This window comes from Bradyrhizobium sp. 155, assembly GCF_023101105.1.
In the GTDB taxonomy this organism is placed as follows: Bacteria; Pseudomonadota; Alphaproteobacteria; order Rhizobiales; family Xanthobacteraceae; genus Bradyrhizobium; species Bradyrhizobium canariense_D.
In genome coordinates, this window is record NZ_CP064704.1 from 3,206,217 (window position 1) to 3,219,542 (window position 13,326).

Genomic DNA, 13,326 nt, shown 5'->3' on the forward strand with positions numbered 1-13,326 from the left:
CGGGGAACGTCTCAACGAGGGGGCTGCTCCGGGGGCGATTTTTTTTTTAGAAAACGTGCGCACCGTCTAAATGCGTCATGCTTCGGCCGGAGACACTCGGAACAGCTCGGGGCCGCCTTGGACTGTCCATTAAGTTGACGTTCGGAGCCGGGCTGTGAGACCTTCTACCTACGGGCTGGCAACAGCGGCAGATCGTGAGCGGATCGCCTAGACCGGCGCACTTCGCGATAGCGTTCCAGACTTAAGCACCATTGCCCGGCCTGCCGGGCATCATCGCTGACACACCCTTGGGAGCCATGGCTTGCCGGGGAGGGGAGACCTTTGACTATGACGACCGTACATCCATGATTCGTTGATCGCCCTTTCTGGATTGCCGCGGGTGAACGCTCATACGCCTGTGCCCCATGGGTCTATGCCCCATAAATAGACAATCCAGTTCTGCCCGTCATAGAACAAAGAAGACCGTTCGGAGCCGATTAGCCCAGCCTCGGATAGTCCCCGGTGTCACTGGAGCGGTTGTGGCGTGAGCCTGTCCGAGGACGGCAGCACACCGCTCGAAGCGCGCCCATCGTCCTCATCCCCGGCCCAGCCGGATCATCAGCAACGTACCTAGCGGCGAGCTAAGCGCTCACGCGAGGACAGGAGAACTCATGCCTATGAACGCCTCAGAATTACAGATAACCCCGGCAGCCCGCCCGAGCATTCCCCGCGACGCCGCACTTACCGTCAGTGAGGTTTGCAGCTTACTGCACGTATCGAAGGCTTGGCTTTACTCGCCTGCTGGGAAGGCGGCGGTCGGATCGGGCTTCAAGCTCGGAGGCTCCCGCCGATATCGGGCCAGCGTCATCGCTGCCGTTCTTTCCGCTTAAGCAGCCCGTTTCGAGATTTCGACATGCCCAAGTTTCACCACCCGGCTTCGCTGTTCGAGAGCCATGAGGCGCTTGCTCGCGACGGCGAGACGCCTTCAGCCATGCCGTTGACCATGGCGCCCACCGCTTCAAAGCAATGCGAACAAGACGCGGATGCCACGTTGAAGCGAGCCGGTTTCGACGCTTCAGGTAATCCGCTGAATGCCGCACCGAGCGAAGACATGATGACCCGCTGCAAGCGGGCTATGATGAAACGTGAAGAGAAAGCCCCTGAATCCGACTGGTTAACCGTGGCAAATCTCGCCAGCGGCGAACAGGTGACGCGAAGCTCTGATATCGAGGCGGAGATTGATTCCGCGAAGGCGTACACAGTCGCGTTCGCTAAGCATTGCGTTGGCTTTGCGGAGCCGTGCAGCGAAACGCAATTGCTCGCACGGATCGATGCAGGGTTGTTGCTCATTCCTGAGGCTCGGTCCCAGTATCACATCGACTTCCTCACCTTCACAGTCAAAAGTGACTGCGAAACGCTTGGCATTAAGTCGATCGGTGAATTGGCAGTCGCTCTGGGGTGCAGCACGTCCTCCGTCTATACGAAGATCGGCAACGGCAGCTTTGAGTTTGCGTTAGCCGTAATCGCTGACGACCGTCAGATGACGATACGTGAGGCGCGGCAAAATCGTTGGCGCAAAATCGACATTGACCGGGCCATTCGAGGGAGCCGCTTCGATACGGGCGAGATGCGCGAAGCCATCAAGGTGGCGCCGCTCAGTCTTAAGCTCTCTGTCGCTTTCGCGATTGTCAAAGAAGCGACATTCAGCGCTCTTGCTGAAGCCAATACCGCCGATAAAGGCGTGCACATGATCCCGCGTTCACGCTTGCGCAAGTTGGCGGAGATGGGATTGTTGCACTTGAGGACGCTCGAAACGCTGAGCCACATGAGTCCGCAAGAGCGCGATGACTGGATCGCTGAACACGAAACGGGGCAACTCAAGGCACTCTTCGGCAGGACAGAGCAACGGCAAGCGGCGCGTCGGAGATATGACTCGCGAGAGTATAGCCGCCTAATTCGAGAAGCTGTTGGAACGGGGGACAGGTTCGCTCCCACCAAGCCGAACGTCCCGCCGTCGCTGGCAGACATCGCAAAACGCAAGTTTCCGATTAGGAAGAAAGCTGCATAAGAATGAACAAGCAAGTGAATGCGCCTGCGCAGGTGGTCGATAACTCAGGCGCTCGGCGCAGCAGGAACCGCAAGAACGCATTCCAGTTCGCGCAGGTTGGCCTCTACGTCTTCCCGAGTGACGGGAAGGTGCCGCTCGTGCCGCGCTACAATCGCGCGGACACCTCGCTCAGCCCGGCCGAAGTCGAAGCGGCCGTGGAAGAGTTCAAGGCGAGGCATGAAGTTGAGCCCGCTTGGGTGGGGTCCACTCGTGATCCCGAAGTAATCAAGAAACTGTGGCGCAGATACCCCGATGCCGTGCCGTCGATCTCGTGCGGTCCTTCCAAGCTGGTCGTGCTCGATGCCGACAAGAAGGACGACGGCCCTGCCAAGATGGCAGAGCTATTTGCCGAGATCGGCGGCGTGCCGGAAGGTGTGCCCGTCAACCCGACGCGCTCCGGGGGCCAACATTTCGTGTTCGCCGATCCCGAGGGCAAGTTCTCGAACAAAGCGGGCCTGCTCAAAAAGCAATACGGGACCGACGTGCGCGGAACGGGCGGTCAGTTCGTCGGCCCCGGCTCGATCCGCGAGGACGGCAAGACGTACGGCTCAGACGCCGACCGTATCAACTTCCTGCGCGCGATCACGGGCGGCAAGATTCCGCAGCTACCGGCAGAAATCGTCGACCTGATCGGCGCGTCGACTGAGGGTGAAACGCCGCTCAGCGATAAGGACTCAGACGTTCGGAAGTACGTGGCAGAGCTAGCGAGCGGTGAGCGCGAAGACCATGCGGCGCTCTTTGATCCCGTTGTCGGAAAGTTTCCGCTCGACTATGTCAAACAGTGTCGGCCCGACTTTGGATTTGCATACGATCACCCGGGCGAGGACCGTTCGGCAAATCGTATGCAAGCCGCAACGTTCCTGGTCGGTGCTTATCCCGAATTGAGCGTGAATGATTACGCTGTGTTTTGCGAAGAGTGGGACGGAGCCGGTGACCCCGACGACCGTCAGATGGCTAGGGAGTTTGCGCGTGCGAAGATGAACCCCGCGCATGTGTCAAAGCCGAGTGACGGAAGCGCATTCGAAGCTGTTGACGACGAAGAGGAGGACAGCCTTAGCGGAAAATCGGGATTGACGCAGCGCGCGGGAGAGCTTGTCGCAAATTACAGGCCTATCCGCTGGTTGGTAAAAAGACTCATCCCGCTCAATAGTGTGGGTGCCTTGTACGGGCTGCCGAATGTCGGAAAGTCGTTCGTTGTCTTCGACCTCGCGAGCCATGCGCGCCGCGGCCGGGAATGGTTCGGCCGTAAGATTCAGAGCGGGGATGTTTTATATTGCTACGCCGAAGGCGCCGAAGGATTTGCCGGGCGTGCAAAGGCGTGGGCCGACAACCATGACACGAGTGGAGGCGACGTGGCTCTAATGAACAATGTCCCCAATCTGTTTCGGGACAGCAAGGCGGCCGACAAGCTGATCGCGGCGGCGCGAGAGTGTGAAGTGCAGAGCAGACAACCCGTGAGGCTCATTATTCTTGACACCCTAGCCGCCGCGACAACTGGCGCCGACGGGAGCAGTGATAAGGATATGGGCACGGTTTGCGAGCGGCTGCGCAAAGTCGCTACCGCGCTTGATTGTGCTGTGTTGGTCGTACATCACAGCGGCAAAGACGTTTCGAAAGGAATGCGCGGGTCTAGCGCGATCCTGGGCGCGGTCGACTACACGCTTCTGGCCAAAGAGGGGAAGGGCGCCTCGACGCTCAGCGTCGAGAAGATGCGCGACGCCTCTAAGGCTCACTCTATCAGATTCAGACTTGTCGAAGTTGTGATCGGCAAGGACGACGACGGCGAGGACGTGACGAGCTGCATTGTTCGGCCCGTCACGGTCGGGGACGGCATTGATATGGCTGTGGACGACGAAGCCCCGCCGCTCAAAGTCGCCGATAGACGGGAAGACCGGGTGGCGATGCTCAAAGCCGTTGCGCGCGAACAGGCCGAAAAGGCCGCTGCGGCGGATGAGCCGCTGAGTTCGGTGCGCCTCACGCCTAAGGCGCTCGGAGAGGCTCTCAACGCCGAGCGGCGGCAGCTTTGCGACCTGGATGGGAAACCGCTCACACTGTTAGACCGCACGGGCGTTAAGCGTGTCACGGATACTGCTGTCGAAGACGGAGTGCTGACGCAGCGAAGAGGACGGCTGTTTATCGCCGAATAGAGGCGTGTCAGAAGGCGTGTCAGTTGGTCGGGTGACACGCCGACTGACACGCTCGATTTTCCAGCAAGGTGACACGCCTTTGACACGCTTTCGCAACGTCGCGAAGTCCAACAGAATCAACCCGTAAGCAGCAAAACGTGTCAGGCGTGTCAGCGCGTGTCACCCGACACACTTCCGGTCCAAACTCCCCATGTGTCGCTTCCCCGCAGCCTGTAAGGCTGCGGGTGACACGGGTGGACTGAAAGAATGAAAAAAGTGGCTATAGTTAAGTCCACTCCTAGCCTCAGAGCGGGCATGTCTTTGTCGGGCTCGGCTAATCCATTGAGTCCATAGCGGACATGCGCCCCTGTCAAAAAGAAAGGCCGCCTTGCGACGGCCTTCCTGATCCAGTCATTAGCGTCGGCAAAGTCACCGACGGTGAACGTCGCCGATCAATCCAGCAGCGCCGTCACATTCATCGAGAGATATCGGCGATACTGTTCGAACAGCCGTGCAGTTTCCTCCTCGTCGGACATCGTAAATTCGCAGAATCCAAGGACGTAGAGCAATTGCTGGATCGCCGTTGTTGCGCGACGTGGGACGCTTCGTTTTGATGCCGCCTCTGATTCAGCGGAAGCTTCGAAAACAGCCTTCGCAAACGGGTGTGACACGTTTACCTCGACAACCAGGCCGACCTCGGCGTCCCACAATGGTCGGTATAGAACTCCATCAGGCAGATGATCTGCAGGCCGTAGAAATCCGCCGAGACCAGCCCTGGGGCTTGTCGAAGTTGGGCTACCAACACGATCTGTGCCAGCCGGAAGTTCTGCTGCCTTATCGTGCTGATCCTCAGGAGCCGACTGGTTCGCGGGTGGAGACCCCATCGGCTTTGCGATCGGACGAACCTTCGATCCGGGCTTCGGCAGACGGAGTTCGCCAGGCTTCTGATGGACGGCCTCGATGAGCAGGTTTGCACGAGACCCGATCAATCGGTTGGACTCATTGAACAACTCTTCAATCTCGACCTTCGTGGGGACATCTTTCTGTCGCCAGAGCGCGTTTGCGGTCTTCGTTGAATCGGAGACCATCTTCTCCAATTTCCCCTCAGCTTCATCGTCGAGCACGATCGTGGATTTCGCCACGTCGAGGTTGAAATGAGCTTCGGCCGAACTGTCGTATTCAAGTTCTGCGCGGAAGTTGTTGATATGGAAGTCGCGACCAAACAGCCCAAAGGTTTCGCCAGAGCGGATCAACCGGCCGTTTCGATAGACATAAATGCCCTGATTTCTCTGCGTATAACGATAGCGCCTTGCAACCTCTGGCGCCACTTGGTTGGGATGTGGCAGTGCGACGGCAGTAAAGAATGCAGACGAACCGTCCGCGAACTCGATCCTCTCTCGCTTGTAGATATACTGTGTACCCGGATCGTCGCGGTGCAAAGGATCGAACGCCTCAACTACTACCTTGTCGACGGCGATCGCAAGCCTGCGGATGTCTCGATCAGCCATAGCCGAAAGAAACTTGCTGTACGTTTCGCCCGCCCTCCTTACGAGTTCGCTTCGCAGCTTGGCCAGATCGCGCGTCTTGAGTTTCACGTTTTCCAGGATGATGACCGTACCGGTTTCGACATCCTCCGGCCCGGGTAGTGCGCCCAAGGTCTCCTCGAAGAATGCCTGTTCTTCGGCTGTGGGTTCGCGAGTCTCTTGTTCCCACCGATCCGTAGCCTCGATCCGCGCCTGATCAATCGAACGACGCACGATTGCGCCGGAAGTGTTTCGCGTCAGGAAGGTGATCGTGGTCGCGAGCGCGAATCCAGCACCCTTTAGACCAACTCCGAACCTGGACAGCGATGTCGTGCGATAAAGGTGGTTCGTCCGGCTGCCAGCACGCAGTACTTCGTTGACGATATCGCCGGGGATACCTGTCCCATTGTCCGCGATAACAATTCGTTCGATGAGTTTGTTTTTGCTGGCGAATTGGACAGAAACGCCTCTCGCCCCGTTCTCGACGCCGTTGTCGACGATGTCCATCGTCGCAGTCAAATAGTCGTAGGGGAAAGCGGCAATCGCGTGCGCGATTCGGGCTGCCGAAGGCTCGGTTTCGAGCAGGGTTGCGGCGTTCTTTACGGGCGCAACTAGAGTCTTAGCGGTAACGCTCATTTTTCTATCTCCACACCGGCGCACATTGCGCGAGCCGGATATCTGACACCGATTATCACCGAGGGACGTTGCGTCCGTCAGTTATCAGTACACAAGGAATTAGGGCGCAGTTCTTCTCCTGTCAAGGCCGAAGCCGTCGCGCTGCCTGCTCTGGGTAAAGAGTGGCCGACGTGATGCGCGCACATCCGAACGGGGCGGCTGGCCCAAGAGGCGGGTTATCCGCAAAAATTCAGACAGTTCATTGGCTTGGCTCGCCAATTCCAGGACTTCGATGATTCTTCAGCAGGTCGCCCCATAGGTGAGAGCGCGCGCAGCGGGAGCGCGTTTCTCCCGCGTGAGTGGGGCACGCGGCGCGCTGAAGCCGTCGCGCCGGTCCGTTATTGCTTCGGGCTCTGATCGGCGCGGCGTGTCCCCCCGCCCATCCAACAGAAAGCCGCCATGACCAATCAACCTGACCAGACCATAGGTCTGACCGACTTGCTCGCGCTGTCCGAAGACGCCCGCCTGGGGCGTGCCGCTGACGCGCTCGAAAAGATTGCTGCCGCCGCGCCTCAGCTCGAACGCGTCGCCGATGCCTTGGAAACACTGACCGCATTGCTCGCAAGTTGCGTGGGCGTGGGCTCTTCCCGGTGCTACGTCGAAGGCGAGGGGCGGGGCAAAGAAGTGCCGCTCAACTATTTGCGCACCGGCAACGGCGCCAAGCCGTTTGCGTGCGACGCCGACAGCGTCGAGAACGGCAATGACTGATCGCGCCATGATTACAGCACTGGACGACCTTGCCGACTCACTCAACGAAGCAGCGGCGAAGCTGGATGCAATCAGCCGCATGCGGACCGGTTCGCCGCTCGCGCGCATGGTCGAGCAGGGCGAACAGTTCGCCAAGATCATGCCGAAGCCGAGCGAGCCCACGACGTGGAAGCCCGAATGGCCGAGCTGAAAGTAATCATTGACGGGAGCAAGCTGGAGAAGTGGGCGACCGAGCTATCCGCTCGCGGCATGCGTAATGCCATTCGGCGCGCTGTCGATAAGTCCGCCACGGCAGCGCGAAAGATCGCTCTAGATATCATCGCTAAGGACATTGGCGTGCCTAAGGCGCGCATCAAAGACGGCGTGACCAAGGTCAAGCGTACGACGCAAACCAGCCTCTCAGCGTCGTTCACGGCTAACAAGATGCGCATCAACATGCTCGCGACGGGCGCGTCCGTTGGGCGTCCTGGCGGCATGATGGGAAGCACGTATCGGCTAACTGGTGGCGGCTCGGCGAGCCTAAAGGTTCGGGACGCGTTTCTAGTGTCAGCCAACGGCGGCACATTCATTGCGATCCGGCGCAGTAAATCGAGACTTCCTATCAAGGGCGTGTTTGCCGAGACACCGAGCACAGCGCTCGGGCAGGACGGCGCAGCCGCACGCAAGGCGTGGGACAAGACAGCCAACAGCGAGTTGGCGACCCGCTTACCGCAAGAGATACAGAAGCAGCTTCTGGCTGAGGGCCTGCCGTACTCGGCTCCGCCTAACTCTGACTAGCCTTCGCAACACCGTCGCTGAAGCACGGGCGACGATCAGCGCGCCGCGCCTAGCAAAAGCGAGAGTAAGACGACGCCCTGCCGGGCGTGGCGCGCGTATGTAATGCCGATCAGCGGCACAATGGGGCATTGCGAGCGTCTGACGCCCGCTTGGGTCCTTGGACGGCTCAGGCCGAAAGGCCGAGCGGTGCGCTGCCGCAGTATTTTTGCTCAAAACGCATCAGAATTCGATAGCAGAACACCGCAGCGTCATCTGCGCGGGTCAGCCATAAGCTCGTTCATGTAGTCCTCGGTACCCTGCCAAGTTTTCTCGCCGAAATCCGGCCCGCAACCCTTTGCACTACACGTTGGAACCCACGGCTTCTTGTAGTCGGGATCGAAGATATTTCCATGCTTTTTCCCTTCTTCGACCGAAGCCGTCGCCAAGAGATCGTCGGTTTGTAGATCAAAGACTTGGTCCGATTCATGGTCCAAACGGTGGCTCGGTTTGACAATGTGCACATAGATACGGCCGTAACAACGATTGCTCACTGGATCATACTTCGCCGTGTTCCAGGCGCCCACGATTTCCCATTTGAGCATGCTGTTTAGTTCTGAAACTTGTTGCGCTTTCTCATCTGAAAGCTTCTTGCACTGTATTCTCAGATTGAATGCCTCGGTCGCCGTTGGGGGTGATTGAGCGGAGGCGTGAGCAGCAAGCATCACGAAGGTTAAGGCAACGGCGGAACTCAAAATCGTTCGATGCGGCGCATTCATTCCTTATTCTCATTTTGAGTGGGTCGGGTAGGCGATCTAGGGAGTGAGTCTTCCCTTTTGCGTACCTCGCATCCGCATCGCACCGAAAGCGGACTAGATCAACCAAAAATGTAGTCACACCGCCCTGGAGGGAGGAGATTTGAAAGGCACAATTCGCACTGCTGCCGACGTCGCAGGGCTGGATCAGGCGACGGTGCGGCGTGCCGTTGCGGCAGCCGGATTTAATCCAAAAGCGATCACCTTCGCGGAGGCGTCGCAACTCGCGAAGTCAATAGCCGATCCAGCCCGAGTTCTCGGGCATGCCACAAACGGGAGAGGCGAGGGCGCGCACACAGCAACAGAAACCCTCGTGGACGCTCGCGCGCACGCGGAGCGACTGAGAGCCCGAAAGATTGAGCTTCAAAATGCCCAGCTCGAAGGTTCTTTGATTTCTCGCGAGGCAGTGACGGCTACCGGCCAACGCATTCTTGCGGAGGCGCGCACCGCGCTTCTGTCGCTAGGCCACCGCGTCGCCGCGAAGGTGGCGGGAAAGACTGACACGCGGGAGATCGCGCGCATCGTGGAAACGGAAGTCCGTGACGTGCTTGGCGCGCTCGCAGATGACAAAAGATTCTTTGCAGACTTGGAGGCCGAAACACTATCATGATCGATGAGCAGCTTGCGCGCGGCTGGCTGCGCGCGCTAGCACCGCCGCCCATTGTCGCGCCCACCGCATTTGCGGAATCGCAGATTATCCTCCCCGGCTCAGCCAACGCAATCCCGGGGCCTCTGAGACTAACAGCCTATCAGCGCGAACCCATTGACGCGATTGCGGATGACGACGTTGAAATCGTCGTCCTCATGCTGGCCTCGCAGACAGGCAAATCGACAGTCATCAATGCGATCATGGGGCATTGCGTTGCCGGTGATCCCGGCCCGATGCTGCACGTATCGCCAACCGGCGCGCGCTCTGAAGAGTTTGTGCGAGAGCGGTTCGACCCGTTGGTCTCTTCGTCGCCTGCGCTGAGAGAGCTGATCGGTAAGGGCCAAGATACCCGAAAGGGGAGCAGCGGGGGCACGAACTCGCTCGCCGCGAAGACGTTCCCTGGCGGGCAGCTCAGCTTCGCTTCGTCGTTCAAGGCGGACGAGCTTGCGGCTCGCGCGATCAAGTACCTGTTCCTAGATGAAATTGACAGGTTTGCCGCTTCCGCTGGCCCTGAGGGTGATCCCATTGGGCTCGCGATAAAACGAACAAAGACGTTCGAGGGCAAGGGCCGTAAGATCGTTGTCGTGTCGACGCCGACCTCGCGCGTCGGCTCGCGGATCAATCAATGGTACTTGCGCGGCGATCAGCGGCGTTTCGTCGTGAAGTGCTCTGACTGCGGGCACTCTGCGCCATTCGCCTTTGAAAACCTCGAGTGGGACGAAGGTAAGCCCGCGACTGCGCACCTAACATGCGACAGTTGCGGAGTCGTCATCGACGAGGCCAAACGTCGGGCGATGATAGAAGGCGGACGATGGGAGGTGACTGCAACCGGCGAGCCGGGCATTCGATCTTATCATATCACGGAGCTGTCTTCGCTCTTCTCGACAATGGCGTCCGTAGCTCAGAATTTCGAGGCGGCGATCACGCCTGAAGCCAAGCAAGTCTTTTACAATACAACTTTGGCACAGGTGTATGACGCGGGCACCGAGGTTGAGCTGTCTTCGTCGGAGCTGCAACAGCGAGCCGAGAAGATCGCGCCGCCGTATGCGCCCAATGTCATATTCGTTTCAGCGGGCGTTGACGTGCAGTCGGATCGCCTTGAGTGCACTTTCTTAGCTCACCACGTCGACCAGACGCTGAGCGTGCTCAGTCACTTCAAGGTGCCTGGGGACACAAGCGGCGATGCCGTGTGGCGGCAGCTCGACGATGCAATGGCGACGACGTTCGCAACGGCGGACGGTCGGGCATTGCCCGTCTACGTGCAGGCGATCGATTCCGGCTTCAACGCCGATCAGGTCTCAAAATTCGTTCAGGGCCAGCGGCGGAAGTCGCGCGCGGCGTATGCCGTAAAGGGCGTCTCCGGCTTTGATCGGCCAATCGTTGCGCGCGGCGGTCGGTTGCGCGGGCAACTCGGTCTCATGCTGGTAGGCGCGGACAGCGGCAAGCTCACCGCACAAAAGGCGCTTGCACTTCAGGAGATCGGACCCGGCTTTATCCGTCTGCCTGACCATTTGGACGTGGACTACTTCGAGGGCCTCGCGTCCGAGGAACTGCGGGTTCGGTACGTCAAAGGTGCACCGCGCTACGCATACCATCGCACAATCAAGCGAAACGAGCCGCTTGATTGCCTGGTCTATGCCCTCGCTATCGGAAGGCATGCCCAGGCGTTGACGGCTAACAAGCCGTCCCCACCGACACAACCCACACCATCACTAAGAGAGTCGGCCCGACGATTGGCCGCGCTCTCGCAACCTACAAGGTAACTAAAAATGCGCGCACAGAGGAAGCCGGTCGTCGTGACCGGTGAGGAAAACGCAGCTATCGCCAGCGAGCGGCTGCGTATCACTGGAATCATCATGAGTGCCGAAGGCCGACGCAATCCCGAACTTGCACTTGAGATGGCAGAGTCCGGCCTAGATGTCGAAACGGCCAAGCGTCTATTGGCCAAAGCTCCTCCGGCCAATCCCTACATCGCCGCGATGGAGCGTGAGGGGCAAATCGGGCTGAGCGCCGCGACGGTAGACATCACAAGCGATCCCAAGGCCGCTCGGCTTAAGGAGCTTGGGGTCAGCGTGGCGGCGTTCAATGCCGAACGGGGTTGGCCCAAGAAGACCAAGGCTGAGGACTGAGATATGTCTTTCACTGATAGGGTTCGCGCGCTTTGGGGCGGCAGCGTGAAGCCCAAAGCGATAGCGTCCACTGCCAACCCGCAAGCGGGCATCATGGACGGGACGGACGGCAGACCGTCACTTGTGTGGGCTCGATATGATGCGCGCCCCTTCACCGCGGGTTATCTGTCGGGCTGGCAGCCGAGCTTTGGAACGCCCGGATCAGAGATCAGCCGCGAGCGTTCGCTTGTGGCATCCGTCAACCTTGATCTCTTGTTCTCCAATCCAATCGTCGCTGCCCTGGTCGAGACATTCGCCACCTACGCGATTGGGACCGGGCTCACGCTCTCTTCGCGTCCAAACGCCGAATCCCTCGGCATTTCGCCCGAAGACGCCCGCGCGCTCGCCCACCAAATCGAAACGGCTTGGGCTGCGTGGGCGGGCAATCCCGTTGAGTGCGATGCGTCCGGCAGGCATACACTGCACCAATTAGCGACGGCTAACTTCAAGTCCTACCTGCTTACGGGCGAGGCGGTCTTTTTGGTCGATTGGAAGCGAGGGGCGGGAGCCGCAACAGGGACGAAAATCAACCTGTTGGACTCCCGGCAGCTCGACCAAAGCATTACGCGCGTCATCGAAGGCGCTAGCATTACGCAAGGCTGTCAGTTCGACAGGACCGGAACGGTCGACGGCTATTGGATCAGGCCCTTCGTGCTCGGCAACGTCAACTCCGCGCCTCAGCCGGTGTTCGTCAAAGCTCGCACATCGTGGGGCCGTCCGCGCGTTGGGCATCTCTTTGACATGATCGCCCCGGGTCAGGTCCGGGGTGTCTCTCCTTTGGCTGCGGCGCTTACATCCGCACATTCAAAAAGGACCTTGCAAGAGTTCAATCTGGCGGCTGCTCTGGTGCAGAGCATGACAGCTACCACAGTGGAGTCAGACTTGCCGCGTGACGCAGCTCTGAGATCGATAGCCACGGACGACCCGTTGGGCGCGCAAGCTCCCGCAGGCATCTCACCTGAGGCTTGGGCGAAGGCGCAGACGGACTATTATGGCGGCGATGAGGGCGTAAAGGTCAATCTTCAGCCGGGTGTCATCACCCACATGATGAAGGGCGACAAGCTGGTCATGCACCGGGCGCAGGCGCCCAACTCGACCTATGACGCGTTCGATAAGTCGCTCAGCCGCGAGGCAGCGAAGGCCGCTGGCGGCAGCTATGAAGATGCCAGCGGCGACTATTCGAACACGTCGTTCAGCGCCGCGCGATTGGCTCAAGAACTGCCTTGGCGAATCAACAAGCGCAGACGAGCAGCCATCGTTGAGCCGTTCTATCGCGCGGCGTTCGTCGCTTGGCTCGAAGAGGCGTGCGAGACGGGCCGTATCAAGCTTCCAAGCGGAGCGCCCGCGTTTTGGGAAGCCACCGACGCTTACAGCAACGCGGTATGGCGTGGCGAAGGCAAGCCAGTTGCTGATCCGCTGAAGGCGGCCCAGGCGGACATCTTGGAAATTGAAAACGGGCTCTCTACGCTCGAAGCCAAGCTTGGCGAGCGCGGTTATGACTTTGAAGAAGTCACGGCTCAGCGCAAGGCTGAGAAGGATCAACTGACGACGGCGGGCTTGCCGTATCCGGTTCCTAAGAACCGAGAGGACTTCACGCCCGAAGACGATATGCCGTCGAAATAGAGGCAACACGAAATGAACAACTGCAATCCCAGCGGGGGTACGCCCCCCGCTGTCGAAAATCCTTGCGCCATGCTGCCGCAACTGCGCGCAGCTCTGTACCAGCTCATGGCCGGACAGGCTCGCGCGGAGGTTCGCCACGGCGACCAATGGCTACGTTGGCAGCGCTCGGACGTGAAGGCTCTGCAACATGAGGTGCGACG

The 13,326-nt window shown here is 59.4% G+C and carries 11 protein-coding genes; 9 read left to right on the forward strand and 2 right to left on the reverse strand.

Annotated elements, in window-relative coordinates; genetic code table 11:
- Positions 1-892: 892 nt before the first annotated feature.
- Complete coding sequence (locus tag IVA93_RS15595; protein WP_247789846.1) at positions 893-2,047, forward strand: hypothetical protein; 1,155 nt, start codon at positions 893-895, stop codon at positions 2,045-2,047.
- Between the two features lie 2 nt (positions 2,048-2,049).
- Positions 2,050-4,233: an AAA family ATPase gene (locus tag IVA93_RS15600; RefSeq protein WP_247789847.1), complete on the forward strand. Its 2,184-nt coding sequence runs from the start codon at positions 2,050-2,052 to the stop codon at positions 4,231-4,233.
- A gap of 431 nt (positions 4,234-4,664) precedes the next feature.
- Here IVA93_RS15600 and IVA93_RS15605 read toward each other — a convergent pair whose 3' ends face one another.
- Positions 4,665-6,371, reverse strand: a complete 1,707-nt coding sequence (locus tag IVA93_RS15605) for an ATP-binding protein (protein WP_247789848.1) — start codon at positions 6,369-6,371, stop codon at positions 4,665-4,667.
- A 438-nt stretch (positions 6,372-6,809) separates the two neighbouring features.
- Here IVA93_RS15605 and IVA93_RS15610 point away from each other — a divergent pair, with 438 nt between their 5' ends.
- The 3 genes from IVA93_RS15610 to IVA93_RS15620 are packed head-to-tail and all read left to right on the forward strand — an operon-like array spanning position 6,810 to position 7,895.
- Positions 6,810-7,118, forward strand: coding sequence for a hypothetical protein (locus tag IVA93_RS15610; RefSeq protein WP_247789849.1), 309 nt, complete (start codon positions 6,810-6,812; stop codon positions 7,116-7,118).
- Positions 7,111-7,308 carry a hypothetical protein gene (locus IVA93_RS15615; RefSeq protein WP_247789850.1) on the forward strand — a complete coding sequence of 66 codons (198 nt, stop codon included), beginning with the start codon at positions 7,111-7,113 and terminating at the stop codon, positions 7,306-7,308. Before IVA93_RS15610 ends, IVA93_RS15615 begins: the two co-directional genes overlap by 8 nt.
- Entirely contained in the window at positions 7,296-7,895 is a 600-nt protein-coding gene (locus tag IVA93_RS15620) for a phage tail protein (protein ID WP_247789851.1), read from the forward strand. Before IVA93_RS15615 ends, IVA93_RS15620 begins: the two co-directional genes overlap by 13 nt.
- Before the next feature lie 248 nt (positions 7,896-8,143).
- Here the strand turns inward: IVA93_RS15620 and IVA93_RS15625 are convergent, their stop codons facing one another.
- Positions 8,144-8,650: a hypothetical protein gene (locus IVA93_RS15625; RefSeq protein WP_247789852.1), complete on the reverse strand. Its 507-nt coding sequence runs from the start codon at positions 8,648-8,650 to the stop codon at positions 8,144-8,146.
- 139 nt (positions 8,651-8,789) lie between these two features.
- Between IVA93_RS15625 and IVA93_RS15630 the strand changes: the two genes are divergently transcribed.
- Genes IVA93_RS15630 through IVA93_RS15645 form a run of 4 tightly spaced genes read left to right on the forward strand, consistent with a single transcriptional unit; the run spans position 8,790 to position 13,126 of the window.
- Positions 8,790-9,296, forward strand: a complete 507-nt coding sequence (locus IVA93_RS15630) for a hypothetical protein (RefSeq protein WP_247789853.1) — start codon at positions 8,790-8,792, stop codon at positions 9,294-9,296.
- The gene (locus IVA93_RS15635; RefSeq protein WP_247789854.1) at positions 9,293-11,098 is read left to right on the forward strand and encodes a phage terminase large subunit family protein; all 1,806 of its coding nucleotides are present in this window, start codon (positions 9,293-9,295) and stop codon (positions 11,096-11,098) included. The genes IVA93_RS15630 and IVA93_RS15635 overlap by 4 nt, the downstream gene beginning before the upstream one ends.
- A 6-nt stretch (positions 11,099-11,104) precedes the next feature.
- Positions 11,105-11,464, forward strand: coding sequence for a hypothetical protein (locus tag IVA93_RS15640; RefSeq protein WP_247789855.1), 360 nt, complete (start codon positions 11,105-11,107; stop codon positions 11,462-11,464).
- A 3-nt stretch (positions 11,465-11,467) separates the two neighbouring features.
- Positions 11,468-13,126: a phage portal protein gene (locus tag IVA93_RS15645; protein WP_247789856.1), complete on the forward strand. Its 1,659-nt coding sequence runs from the start codon at positions 11,468-11,470 to the stop codon at positions 13,124-13,126.
- Positions 13,127-13,326 lie beyond the last annotated feature (200 nt).

What these genes read in the sequence shown, in the direction of transcription:
- IVA93_RS15605 (WP_247789848.1), bottom strand. Translation starts at nt 6,371, where the DNA reads ATGAGCGTTACCGCTAAGACTCTAGTTGCGCCCGTAAAGAACGCCGCA.
- IVA93_RS15635 (WP_247789854.1), top strand. Translation starts at nt 9,293, where the DNA reads ATGATCGATGAGCAGCTTGCGCGCGGCTGGCTGCGCGCGCTAGCACCG.
- IVA93_RS15620 (WP_247789851.1), top strand. Translation starts at nt 7,296, where the DNA reads ATGGCCGAGCTGAAAGTAATCATTGACGGGAGCAAGCTGGAGAAGTGG.
- IVA93_RS15615 (WP_247789850.1), top strand. Translation starts at nt 7,111, where the DNA reads ATGACTGATCGCGCCATGATTACAGCACTGGACGACCTTGCCGACTCA.
- IVA93_RS15610 (WP_247789849.1), top strand. Translation starts at nt 6,810, where the DNA reads ATGACCAATCAACCTGACCAGACCATAGGTCTGACCGACTTGCTCGCG.
- IVA93_RS15595 (WP_247789846.1), top strand. Translation starts at nt 893, where the DNA reads ATGCCCAAGTTTCACCACCCGGCTTCGCTGTTCGAGAGCCATGAGGCG.
- IVA93_RS15640 (WP_247789855.1), top strand. Translation starts at nt 11,105, where the DNA reads ATGCGCGCACAGAGGAAGCCGGTCGTCGTGACCGGTGAGGAAAACGCA.
- IVA93_RS15645 (WP_247789856.1), top strand. Translation starts at nt 11,468, where the DNA reads ATGTCTTTCACTGATAGGGTTCGCGCGCTTTGGGGCGGCAGCGTGAAG.
- IVA93_RS15625 (WP_247789852.1), bottom strand. Translation starts at nt 8,650, where the DNA reads ATGAATGCGCCGCATCGAACGATTTTGAGTTCCGCCGTTGCCTTAACC.
- IVA93_RS15600 (WP_247789847.1), top strand. Translation starts at nt 2,050, where the DNA reads ATGAACAAGCAAGTGAATGCGCCTGCGCAGGTGGTCGATAACTCAGGC.